The following is a 12,230-nucleotide window of genomic DNA, read 5'->3' on the forward strand; positions in this document are numbered from 1 at the left end:
GTAAAATAATTTATGGCAGAAAATCCAACAATACGACTTAACAAAGTTCTCAGAGAATTGAACATTTCACTGGATAGGGCAGTCGATTACCTAGCCTCGGAGGGGCATGAGGTAGAGGCACGTCCTACCACTAAAATATCCAATGAGGTGTATCAAGTTCTGTTGGATGAGTTCCAAACGGATAAGAGCAAAAAGGTCGCTTCCAAGGAAGTTGGTGAAGAAAAGCGCAAAGAAAAGGAAGCCATTCGAATCCGAATGGAAAAGGAACAGGAAGAGCGCAGGTTGGCAAAGGAGAAAAGGGAGGCCGAACAAGAAGTGGTGAAGGCCAAGGCAGAACTTGCCGGACCCAAGACCGTAGGCAAAATCGATTTGGATAAAAAACCGGAGCAGCCTAAAAAAGAGGAACCCAAAAAGGAGGAGCCAAAACAGCCTGAAGCCCCAAAAGTTGAACAGGAAAAAGCTCAAGAGGTAGAAAAGCCCAAAGCTCCAGAGCAAGAGAAAACCGTAGAGAAGGAAAGCAAGAAACCAGAAGTTAAGGAGGAAAAGCCCGAAGCTGAAAAACCTAAGGAGGAAGCCGAAAGCCCTGAGTCCGGTACTTTAAAGACCAACTATCAGAAACTTTCAGGCCCTAAGATCACAGGAGATAAAATCGACCTTTCGCAGTTTAAAAAACCAGCGAAAAAGAAAAAAGAAGACACCCAAAAGACCAACAAGGCAGGGGCTTCGTCCGATGCAGGTGAGCGTAAAAAACGCCGCAGAAGAATCGTAAAAAGCGGTCCGCAAGCAGGTGGCAACCGAAACAATAGGCCAGGTGCAGGAGGTAGGAAGGGACAGCGTTCCAATGCACCTAAAGTAGAGCCTACCGAAGAAGAAGTACAAAAACAAGTCAGGGAGACCCTTGAAAAACTTCAGGGTAAATCCAGTAAAGGCCGTGGGGCCAAATATCGTAGGGAGAAAAGGGATCAGCACCGTCAACAAACGGAAAAAGACCTTGAGCAACAGGAATTGGACAGCAAGATCTTGAAGGTGACAGAATTTGTTACCGTTAACGAACTTGCTACCATGATGAACGTTACTACGACCCAGATCATCTCGGCCTGTATGTCCCTCGGTATTATGGTGACGCTCAATCAGCGTTTGGATGCAGAAACACTTTCCATAGTTGCCGATGAATTTGGTTACGAAGTAGAGTTCGTTACTGCGGAAATCGAGGAGACCATTGAGGAGGTCCAGGATAGCCCGGAAGACTTAAAGGCGCGTGCGCCGATTGTTACCGTAATGGGTCACGTTGACCACGGTAAGACATCTTTGTTGGATTATGTTCGTCAAGAGAACGTAATCGCAGGGGAGAGTGGTGGAATTACCCAGCACATAGGTGCCTACGGGGTTGCCCTTGAAGATGGACAAAAGATCACATTCTTGGATACACCGGGTCACGAAGCGTTTACTGCGATGAGGGCCCGTGGAGCACAAGTTACGGATATTGCCATTATCGTAATTGCTGCGGATGATGATATAATGCCCCAAACAAAAGAGGCCATTAGCCATGCACAGGCAGCTGGTGTGCCGATAGTGTTTGCCATCAACAAGGTGGACAAGCCGACTGCAAACCCTGATAAGATCAAGGAAGGTTTGGCGCAAATGAATTTGTTGGTGGAAGATTGGGGAGGTAAAGTACAGTCCCATGATATTTCCGCCAAAACAGGACAGGGCGTTAATGAACTCTTGGAAAAAGTGCTGTTGGAAGCCGAGCTTTTGGAGCTTCAGGCGAACCCGAACAGACTGGCGACCGGTACAGTGGTAGAAGCCTTTTTGGATAAAGGTAGAGGATATGTGGCCACTATTTTGGTACAGACCGGTACCCTAAAAATTGGAGATTATGTACTTGCCGGAACATGTAGCGGTAAAGTAAAGGCCATGCACGATGAACGTGGCAACAATATAGAAACGGCCGGACCCTCCACGCCAATTTCCATTTTGGGATTGGATGGGGCGCCACAGGCAGGTGACAGGTTCCATGTATTGTTGGATGAGCGCGAAGCCAAACAGATTGCGGCAAAACGTTCACAATTGCAGCGTGAGCAGTCTGTAAGGACGCAGCGTCACATTACCTTGGACGAAATTGGACGAAGAATCGCATTGGGCGACTTCCAGGAGCTTAACATTATCCTTAAAGGTGATGTGGATGGTTCCGTTGAAGCCTTGACGGATTCGTTCCAGAAACTATCCACCGATGAAATCCAAGTGAACATCATCCATAAAGGAGTTGGAGCGATTACCGAATCCGATGTGTTGTTGGCAAGTGCCTCGGATGCAATTATTATCGGGTTTAACGTAAGACCAATGGGCAATGCCAGGTCCATTGCGGATAAGGAGGAAATCGATATCAGGATGTATTCCATTATCTACGATGCCATTAATGATCTTAAAGACGCGATGGAGGGCATGTTGTCCCCAGAGATGAAAGAAGAGGTTACGGGTAATGCGGAGATAAGAGAGACGTTTAAAATCTCAAAAATCGGAACCATTGCAGGTTGTATGGTGACGAGTGGAAAAATCTTCAGAAATTCCCGTATCAGGTTGATTCGCGATGGTGTTGTGGTCTATACAGGTGAATTGGCCTCGTTAAAACGATTCAAGGACGATGTCAAGGAAGTGGCCAAAGGTTACGATTGCGGATTGCAGATCAAGAACTATAATGATATAAGAGAAGGAGATATTGTAGAGGCCTTCCAAGAAGTTGCGGTGAAGAAAAAGCTGTAAACACAATATATCAGTGCAAAAAAAAATCCCGCTTAATGGCGGGATTTTTTTGTTATGATTCTTTTTGCTCAGGTTTTAGGAGCATGGCGTCCGGATATTTTTTTCGGACCTCCAAATACTTTCTTTCGGCCTCCAATTTGGTTTTGAACCGTCCCAATCTAACGCGGTAAGTAGGGGATTCAAACTCTATTTTAGAGTACCAATCCGGAAAGTCAATTTCAACTTGACTTAATAAATCCTGTGCTTTTTGGTAATTGCCGAAACCTACTTGAATTTGATAATATCCAGTGTTTGCATTTACCTTGGTGTACAGTTTCACCAACTCGTTTATTTTTGGATCTTGCTGGATGGTGACCTGCCCGTCCTGGGCCATAGCTTGAGTTGCCAAAGCAATTAAAATTGCGCTAAATACAGCCGTTTTCATGTTGTTTCCGTGTTGTATGATTTATGCTTATTGCAAATGTAGATTATTAAAGGTTAACCAAGTCGGGGGCAAGTTATTTAGAATCTTTATAAATTAAGAGTTATGAATACCTTAAGATTTCAAAAAATGACTGTATGTCTTACTTTTGTTGCCATTCTTGGTAGGGTAAAAAGCTATTGCTCTCAAACTCAATAGAAAGAATCATGCCAAAGATTTCGATAGAAATTTCACGAATATGAAAAAGGTTTTATACCGCCATCTATTTTCAAAAGTTTTAGGTTTAACTCTCCTATTATTCCCATTATCTTTTTATGCACAGGAAGAAGCCGAGCCTGCGACCGATACTGCTACAGAACAAAGTGCGGAGGCGGTTGAAGGTGATCCTGTAAAGGGGAAGCAGCTTTTTAATCAGAACTGTGCCGCATGTCACTCTTTGGACAGAAAGATGACAGGTCCCGCATTGGCAAATGTGGAGACCAGATTGGCGGAAGATGAAGGTTTGGATAAGGAGTGGATCTATGCATGGATTAAAAATAGCCCGGCAGTAATCGCATCAGGTGACTCCTATGCCAATAAGATTTATGCGGAGTACAATCAGGCGGCAATGACGCCTTTCCCAACATTGTCCAACGAGGATATCGACAATATTTTGGCCTATACCGCTGCGCCTCCAAAAGCGGCTGCTCAATCTACAGCAGCAACACCGGCGGGTGGTGAAGGTTCTGGTGGTTCCGGTTCGGGGATTTCAAATGAAATCATTCTAGGTGCCCTTGCCTTGGTGTTCGGTCTGTTGGTCGTAATGTTGATTTTGGTCAACAAAACCTTGCGCAGAATCGCCGAGGCCAATGGTGTTGTCATTGAAAAAGAGAAAGAAAAACGTTTGCCCATATGGAAGGCGTTTGTCCAGAATCAGTTCTTGGTTTTGGTAAGTGTCATCTTCTTGTTGTTGGGCAGTGCCTATTTTGCCTACGGCTTCTTTATGCAGGTGGGTGTTGATCAAGGTTACGCCCCGGTTCAGCCGATTCACTTCTCGCACAAGATTCATGCTGGGGATAATGGCGTGGACTGTAAGTACTGTCACTCCTCTGCGAGAGTTTCAAAAACTTCGGGGATTCCGTCTTTGAACGTTTGTATGAACTGCCATAAATCAATCTATGAGTACACAGGTGGTCCAGATGGGCCTTCTGCCGAAGATTTGGCCGCAGGGTACACCAATGAGTTCTATACCGGGGAAATCAAAAAACTATATAAAGCAGTTGGATGGGACGAGGAAAACCAGAGTTATACTGGTAATGCCCAGCCAGTGGAGTGGGTGAGAATCCACAACCTGCCGGATTTTGCCTATTTCAACCACTCACAGCACGTTTCCGTGGCTGGTGTGGATTGTCAGACATGTCACGGTCCCGTGGAGGAAATGGAAATTGTTGAACAACATGCTCCGTTGACCATGGGTTGGTGTATCAACTGTCACCGTGAGACCAATGTTAAGGTTCAGGGCAATGCTTACTACGAAGCAATCCACGAGGAGTTGTCCAAGAAGTATGGTGTTGAGGAGCTGACCGCGGCCATGATGGGCGGTCTGGAATGTGGAAAGTGTCACTATTAAGAATTAAAAGAAGATAATCTCAGATATATCGTATGGCATCAAACAAAAAATATTGGAAAAGTGAAGCGGAGCTTAATCCGAACGATTCCATTGTTGAGGCGCTAAAAAACAACGAGTTTACCGAAGAGATTCCCGTTGATGAGTTTTTGGGCGACAAGGAAAACCTGTCCTCATCCAATACATCCCGTAGGGATTTCTTAAAGTATGTAGGTTTTAGTACGGCGGCAGCCACGGTTGCAGCATGCGAAGGTCCTGTTCATAAGTCCATTCCGTATGTGGTTCAACCGGACAATATTGTCCCTGGGGTGGCCAATTACTATGCGACCACAATTGCCGATGGTTTTGATTTTGCCAGTATTCTGGTGAAGACCCGTGAGGGAAGACCCATCAAAATAGAAAACAATACCGATGCCAAAGTAAATGGAGGTGCCAATGCAAGAGTGCAGGCATCCGTGTTGACTTTGTACGATAGCAAAAGGGTTCAGGGGCCGATGGCCAATGGGGAACCTGTGGAGTGGAAGGTGCTGGACGCTACCGTTAGGGCAAAATTGAACGCGCTCAAGGGTTCCAATAAGCAAGTGGTCCTGTTGACTCAGACCTATGCAAGTCCTTCGACCACCAAATTGATTTCTGAATTTAAAGCGGCTTACGGAGAGAACGTGAACCATGTGGTTTATGATGCCATTTCCGAGGATGCCGCATTGAATGCTTATCAAAAAGCATACGGTGAACGTGCCTTGGCCGATTACGATTTCGAAAAAGCTGATTTGATCGTTTCCTTCGGGGCCGATTTTCTTGGTGACTGGCAAGGCGGCGGATACGATTCCGGTTATACCAAAGGACGTGTTCCCAAAAACGGTAAAATGTCCAGGCATGTACAGTTGGAGGCCAATATGTCCTTGACCGGTGCCAATGCGGACAAGCGTTATCCAATGACGCCCACCCAGCAAAAAATTGCACTTGCCAAATTGTACGGTAAACTGAACGGTAGCAATGTTGGAGGAGGAACTTCCGATGTCGATGAAGCTGTTGATAAGATCGCTGCCGAGATCAAGAAGGCCGGCAGTAAGGCAGTGGTTGTTAGTGGGCTTAATGATGAGAATGCACAAACAGTTGTGTTGGCCATTAACAAGTTGTTGGGCAGCGAGGCTTTTGATGTTGAAAAACCAAAATATGTGCGCCAAGGTGATGCTGCAAAAGTGGGCAAATTAATTGCCGACATGAACGCAGGTCGTGTTGGTGCATTGATCATGGACGGTGTTAACCCGGCGTATACATTGCCAAATGCCGAAGAGTTTATATCCGGTCTTGGTCAGGTAGAGCTTTCGGTTGATTTTGCCTACACCAATGACGAGACCGCGCAAGCATCAGGTTATGTTGCTGCTGCGTCACATTATTTGGAGTCTTGGGGCGATGCCGAATTCAAAAAAGGAGAATACAGCTTGATGCAACCAGCAATCCGTGAGTTGTTTGATACCAGACAGTTTCAAACAGCACTTTTAACATGGATGGGTGTCGAGAAAACATATTACGAATACATTAAGGAAACTTGGAGCACGGATGTTCTTCAGGGAGGTTCTTGGAACAAAGCGTTGCAAGATGGTGTGTTCGCTGCGCCATACGTGGCCGTGGAAGTTGGAGAGGAGACAAACGTTCCTGCTGCAACAACAGATGCTGAAGAAGAGCAACCGGAAATAGTTCCAATTGCTTCGGCAATCCGCACTTTGGTAAATTCAACCAGTCAAGGAACTGAGTTGGTGCTTTACTCCAAGGTTGGAATGGGTGATGGTCGACAGGCCAATAACCCTTGGTTGCAAGAGTTCCCCGACCCAATTTCCAGGGTTTCTTGGGATAACTATGTAACCGTTTCCAAAGCGGACGCTGAATCGTGGGGACTTGAAAATACCATTGTTGCCGATGGTGGCCTTAACGGTAGCTATGTGAACTTGACCGTGGACGGTAAGGTGCTGGAAAATGTGCCCGTTATTGTTCAGCCAGGTCAGGCCGTGGGAACAGTCGGTCTATCTTTCGGATACGGTAAAAAGGCCGGAATGCAAGCGGAAATGGCGACTGGAGTGAATGCATACACTTTGTATGCCAATTTCTCCGATGTGCAGTCCGTTACCGTTGAAAAAGCTTCCGGAACACATGAGTTTGCCTGTGTTCAGTCACAAAAAACCCTTATGGGCAGGGGTGATATCATCAAGGAAACCACCTTGGAGATTTTCAATACGAAGGATCATGCAGAGTGGAACCCAATGCCGCATGTAAGTTTGAATCACAATGAAATACCTGTGACTTCACCGGATGCCGACCTTTGGGAAGAATTTGATAGAAGCGTTGGGCATCACTTCAACCTATCCATCGATTTGAACGCTTGTACCGGATGTGGTGCTTGTGTTATTGCTTGTCATGCAGAAAACAATGTTCCCGTGGTGGGCAAGGCAGAGATTCGCCGCTCCAGGGATATGCACTGGTTGCGAATAGATAGATATTACTCTTCCGAAGATACCTTTGAAGGGGATAACGAGAAGAAGGAAGGAATGGATGGTCTTTGGGGAGATAATGGTTCCCTTGGAGGATTTAGGGAGATGGAAGACCCGTCTGCCAATCCACAAGTGGCCTTTCAGCCCGTAATGTGCCAGCACTGTAACCATGCACCGTGTGAAACAGTTTGTCCGGTAGCGGCAACTTCCCACAGTAGACAAGGTCAAAACCATATGGCATACAACCGTTGTGTAGGTACAAGATACTGTGCCAACAACTGTCCATATAAAGTTCGTAGGTTCAACTGGTTCTTGTACAACAACAACGACGAGTTCGACTTTAACATGAACAACGATTTGGGTAAAATGGTGATCAACCCAGATGTTAATGTACGTTCACGAGGTGTTATGGAGAAATGCTCCATGTGTATCCAAATGACGCAAAAGACCATTTTGGATGCCAAGAGGGATAGAAGGGTCATTAAAGATGGCGAGTTCCAAACAGCTTGTTCCGCGGCATGTAGCAGCGGGGCCATGGTATTTGGTGATGTGAACGATCACGACAGCAAAGTGGCAGCGTTGAAGGAGGATAACAGAATGTACCATTTGTTGGAGCATGTGGGTACAAAACCGAACGTGTTCTATCATGTGAAAGTGAGAAACACCAACGAGGCTTAATCAATAAAAAAAGAAGTAACTAGAAGATAAATTATGGCGTCGCATTACGAAGCACCTATTCGAAAGCCCTTAGTGGTCGGAGACAAAGGATACCACGATGTAACAGTGGACATTGCCCGTCCGGTTGAGGGAAAGGCCAATAAACAATGGTGGATAGTTTTCTCCATTGCCTTAGTGGCATTCCTCTGGGGTCTAGGATGTATCATTTATACCGTTTCCACGGGTATTGGGGTTTGGGGTCTTAACCGAACCGTCAACTGGGCCTGGGATATCACCAACTTTGTATGGTGGGTAGGTATTGGTCACGCAGGTACACTGATATCAGCGGTACTTTTACTGTTCCGTCAAAAATGGAGAATGGCCATTAACCGTTCTGCGGAGGCGATGACCATTTTCTCGGTGATCCAGGCAGGTTTGTTCCCGATCATTCACATGGGGCGTCCTTGGTTGGCATACTGGGTGCTCCCTATCCCTAACCAATTCGGTTCCCTATGGGTAAACTTTAACTCCCCCTTGCTTTGGGACGTGTTTGCGATTTCAACCTACCTTTCCGTATCGTTGGTGTTCTGGTGGACCGGCCTTTTGCCCGATTTCGCCATGATTCGTGACAGAGCGGTAAAACCGTTCCAAAAGAAAATATACAGTCTGTTGAGCTTTGGTTGGACAGGTCGTGCCAAGGATTGGCAACGTTTTGAGGAAGTTTCCTTGGTGTTGGCAGGTTTGGCCACGCCACTTGTACTTTCCGTGCACACCATCGTATCGTTTGACTTTGCTACTTCGGTAATTCCGGGATGGCACACCACCATTTTCCCACCTTACTTTGTTGCGGGTGCGATTTTCTCGGGATTTGCCATGGTGAACACACTGTTGATCATTATGCGTAAAGTGTGCAGCTTGGAAGCCTACATTACGGTACAGCACATCGAGTTGATGAACATTGTGATCATGATCACCGGTTCCATCGTTGGTTGTGCCTATATCACAGAGTTGTTCATTGCATGGTACTCCGGTGTAGAATACGAGCAATATGCCTTCTTGAACAGGGCTACCGGTCCTTACTGGTGGGCTTACTGGTCCATGATGACCTGTAACGTATTCTCGCCCCAGTTCATGTGGTTCAAAAAATTGCGTACCAGCATCATGTTCTCCTTCTTTATCTCCATTGTGGTGAACATAGGAATGTGGTTCGAGCGTTTTGTGATCATCGTTACTTCGTTGCACAGGGATTACCTGCCATCTTCTTGGACGATGTTCTCCCCAACATTTGTGGATATTGGAATCTTCATTGGAACTATCGGATTTTTCTTCGTACTGTTCTTGTTGTATTCCAGAACATTCCCGGTGATTGCTCAGGCAGAAGTAAAATCAATCTTGAAATCTTCAGGAGAGAAATACAAAAAGTTGAGGGATGCCGGCCAGCCGTTGTACCAAATGCCCACAGGCGTAAATAAAGTTGTTGGCTATGATGAGCCCATTACGGATGATGTGTTGATGGGCGAGGCGAAACCAGCAGTGGGCGATAAGGTAGGGGTGTCCGAATTGTTGAGTTCCATCGGAACGTTCGACGCCGCAACCGAAACTCCAGATGATCTGAAAAAAATTAAAGGAGTAGGCCCCGAAATGGAGCGTACCCTGAACGAAATAGGCATATTCACCTATGCCCAGGTCGCAAGAATGACCGAAAGAGAGTATGATTTGTTGGACTCCATTACCGGAAGGTTCCCAGGGCGCGCGCAACGCGACGATTGGGCGGGTCAGGCAAAGTTGTTAAACGATAAAAAATAATTATGGCATCAAAAGTTATACAAGCACTTTACAACGATGACGATGTGTTGATGCATGCTGTAAAAAAGGTTAGGGCAGAGCACCATCATATCGAGGAGGTGTACACTCCGTTTCCTGTTCACGGGTTGGACAAGGCAATGGGATTGGCGGATACCCGAATCGCCATCACCTCTTTCCTATATGGATGTTTGGGCCTTACCGTTGCCATAGTTATGATGAATTATATCATGATCGAGGATTGGCCCCAGGATATCGGCGGTAAACCGAGTTTTAGCTATTTGGAGAACATGCCCGCCTTTGTGCCGATCATGTTCGAGCTTACGGTTTTCTTTGCAGCTCACTTAATGGTGATCACCTTTTACCTCAGAAGTAGAATGTGGCCGTTCAAAAAAGCTGAAAATCCGGACAAACGTACTACCGACGACCATTTTTTGATGGAAATAGGTTTGAACGATAACGAAAATGAACTTGCTGACTTGTTATGGGAAACAGGTGCGGTAGAAGTAAAAGTTACAGAAAAGGAGTCTTAATAATATGAAGCAATTAGGTAAAATAAGTGTTGTTTTGGTTCTTGTATTGTTCGCGGCATCTTGTGCGGACAAGAACAGCCCGAACTACCAATACATGCCAAACATGTACGAACCCGTAGGATATGAAACCTACCAAGGTGTGGACAATGGATTGTTTCCCGATGGAACCGAGGCCATGTTGCCACCAGAAGGAACCATATCCAGAGGCTACATGCCCTATGAGTTCGAAAACACTCCAGAAGGTAAAGAACTTGCCAGATTGAACACAAGTCCCTTGGATTCCCTTAAGCAGGAAGAAAACTTGGCAAAAGGCGCAGAACTATATGCCATTTACTGTGCAGTTTGTCACGGACCAAGAGGGGACGGACAAGGTAACCTGGTAAAGAGAGAAAAAATATTGGGTGTTCCCAGCTACGATGACGCAGCAAGAAATATTACGGTAGGAACTACGTACCACACCATCTATTACGGATTGAACTCCATGGGCTCCTATGCCGCACAGTTCGCCAACGAAGAAGAAATGTGGCAAGTATCCGAATACGTGATGAAGTTAAAGGAAGACCTAACAAAATAATAGGATAAGAAGAAACTATGTATACCTTTTCAAACAAACTTAGACTAGGATCTTTCATAGCCATGGGGCTTGGATTTATATTCCTTGTAATTGGTTTTATGTCTGCCCCATCAACCGTGGAAGAAGCCAAGGCCATGGTAGCAGTACATGATGATGGTCATGGAGGAGGGCATGCAGAAGCGGCCACGGAGGCCCATGGTGACCAAGGCCATGGAGAGCAAGCATCACATGGTGGGGAACACGATGCTTCCCACGATGAGCATTTGCTGCACCAATTGCAGAACAGACCTTGGTCCGCACTTTACGTAGCAGCCTTCTTTTTCTTTATGATCTCGTTGGGCGTATTGGCATTCTATGCCATACAACGCGCAGCTCAGGCAGGATGGTCCCCTTTACTCTTCAGGGTGATGGAAGGGATTACCGCATATTTGGTTCCCGGAGGTATCATAGTATTCGTAATATTGTTGCTATCGGTACTTCATATGAACCACATGTTCGTATGGATGGATTCAGAAGTAGTGGCCCATGACGAACTTTTGCAGGGAAAAGCAGGGTATTTGAATCCCACTTTCTTCCTGATCAGAGCGGCCATATTCTTGGGCGGATGGATTTTCTACCGTCAATACTCCAGAAAATTGTCCTTGGCACAAGATGAGTCCGATGACAATACCAACTTTGTAAAAAACTTTAGATGGTCTGCCGGTTTCTTGGTATTCTATCTTGTAACCGAGTCCATGATGTCCTGGGACTGGATCATGAGTGTAGATCCGCACTGGTTCAGTACCCTGTTTGGATGGTATGTGTTTGCCAGCATGTTTGTGTCCGGCATCACCGTTATCGCCATGGTAACCGTTTACCTTAAATCAAAAGGGTATCTGGAAGATGTAAACGACAGCCATGTTCACGATTTGGCCAAGTTCATGTTCGGTATCAGCATTTTCTGGACCTACCTTTGGTTCGCACAGTTCATGCTGATTTGGTACGCAAACATTCCGGAAGAAGTCACTTATTATGTGGCAAGGTTCCAAGATTACAAATTGCCCTTCTTTGGTATGTTGGCATTGAACTTTGTGTTCCCTTTGTTGGTCCTTATGAACAGCGATTACAAGAGAATCAACTGGTTTGTGATCATGACCGGTATTGTGGTGCTTTTTGGCCACTATTTGGATATATTTAATATGATAATGCCTGCAACGGTTGGCGATCAATGGTTCATTGGACTGCCGGAAATTGGCGGTATTCTGTTCTTTGGAGGTTTGTTTGTGTACTGGGTGTTCACTGCTTTGACAAAGGCACCCTTACAGCCCAAACGAAACCCATTTATTGAGGAGAGTAGACATTTTCATTATTAATACAATACGATTTAAGTCTTAGATAGATATAC

The 12,230-nt window shown here is 45.8% G+C and carries 8 protein-coding genes; 7 read left to right on the forward strand and 1 reads right to left on the reverse strand.

The window, feature by feature from the left end; translation table 11 throughout:
- The first annotated feature begins 12 nt into the window (after window positions 1–12).
- Window positions 13–2,763 (forward strand): translation initiation factor IF-2, encoded by a 2,751-nt coding sequence (gene infB, locus GVT53_RS20670; protein WP_166250332.1) that lies wholly within the window; start codon window positions 13–15, stop codon window positions 2,761–2,763.
- Window positions 2,764–2,815: 52 nt separating this feature from the next.
- Here infB and GVT53_RS20675 read toward each other — a convergent pair whose 3' ends face one another.
- Window positions 2,816–3,187 (reverse strand): SPOR domain-containing protein, encoded by a 372-nt coding sequence (locus GVT53_RS20675; protein ID WP_166250333.1) that lies wholly within the window; start codon window positions 3,185–3,187, stop codon window positions 2,816–2,818.
- A 235-nt stretch (window positions 3,188–3,422) separates the two neighbouring features.
- On the opposite strand from GVT53_RS20675, the gene GVT53_RS20680 reads away from it, so the two are divergent.
- Genes GVT53_RS20680 through GVT53_RS20705 form a run of 6 tightly spaced genes read left to right on the forward strand, consistent with a single transcriptional unit; the run spans window position 3,423 to window position 12,198 of the window.
- A complete protein-coding gene (locus tag GVT53_RS20680) occupies window positions 3,423–4,793 on the forward strand; it encodes a c-type cytochrome (protein ID WP_166250334.1) in 1,371 nt (456 codons plus the stop codon).
- Window positions 4,794–4,825: 32 nt separating this feature from the next.
- On the forward strand, window positions 4,826–7,957 hold the full coding sequence (locus GVT53_RS20685; RefSeq protein WP_166250335.1) for a TAT-variant-translocated molybdopterin oxidoreductase: 3,132 nt from the start codon (window positions 4,826–4,828) through the stop codon (window positions 7,955–7,957).
- A 33-nt stretch (window positions 7,958–7,990) separates the two neighbouring features.
- Window positions 7,991–9,742: an NrfD/PsrC family molybdoenzyme membrane anchor subunit gene (gene nrfD, locus GVT53_RS20690; protein ID WP_166250336.1), complete on the forward strand. Its 1,752-nt coding sequence runs from the start codon at window positions 7,991–7,993 to the stop codon at window positions 9,740–9,742.
- A 2-nt stretch (window positions 9,743–9,744) separates the two neighbouring features.
- Window positions 9,745–10,272: a DUF3341 domain-containing protein gene (locus tag GVT53_RS20695; RefSeq protein ID WP_166250337.1), complete on the forward strand. Its 528-nt coding sequence runs from the start codon at window positions 9,745–9,747 to the stop codon at window positions 10,270–10,272.
- 4 nt (window positions 10,273–10,276) lie between these two features.
- A complete protein-coding gene (locus GVT53_RS20700) occupies window positions 10,277–10,846 on the forward strand; it encodes a c-type cytochrome (protein WP_166250338.1) in 570 nt (189 codons plus the stop codon).
- Window positions 10,847–10,863: 17 nt separating this feature from the next.
- The gene (locus tag GVT53_RS20705; RefSeq protein WP_166250339.1) at window positions 10,864–12,198 is read left to right on the forward strand and encodes a quinol:cytochrome C oxidoreductase; all 1,335 of its coding nucleotides are present in this window, start codon (window positions 10,864–10,866) and stop codon (window positions 12,196–12,198) included.
- Window positions 12,199–12,230: the final 32 nt, after the last annotated feature.

The sequence above is a fragment of the Flagellimonas oceani genome (genome assembly GCF_011068285.1).
GTDB lineage: Bacteria > Bacteroidota > Bacteroidia > Flavobacteriales > Flavobacteriaceae > Flagellimonas > Flagellimonas oceani.

Coding starts and splice junctions, on each gene's coding strand:
- GVT53_RS20705 (WP_166250339.1), top strand. CDS start 10,864: ATGTATACCTTTTCAAACAAACTTAGACTAGGATCTTTCATAGCCATG.
- GVT53_RS20685 (WP_166250335.1), top strand. CDS start 4,826: ATGGCATCAAACAAAAAATATTGGAAAAGTGAAGCGGAGCTTAATCCG.
- GVT53_RS20675 (WP_166250333.1), bottom strand. CDS start 3,187: ATGAAAACGGCTGTATTTAGCGCAATTTTAATTGCTTTGGCAACTCAA.
- GVT53_RS20695 (WP_166250337.1), top strand. CDS start 9,745: ATGGCATCAAAAGTTATACAAGCACTTTACAACGATGACGATGTGTTG.
- GVT53_RS20680 (WP_166250334.1), top strand. CDS start 3,423: ATGAAAAAGGTTTTATACCGCCATCTATTTTCAAAAGTTTTAGGTTTA.
- GVT53_RS20700 (WP_166250338.1), top strand. CDS start 10,277: ATGAAGCAATTAGGTAAAATAAGTGTTGTTTTGGTTCTTGTATTGTTC.
- nrfD (WP_166250336.1), top strand. CDS start 7,991: ATGGCGTCGCATTACGAAGCACCTATTCGAAAGCCCTTAGTGGTCGGA.
- infB (WP_166250332.1), top strand. CDS start 13: ATGGCAGAAAATCCAACAATACGACTTAACAAAGTTCTCAGAGAATTG.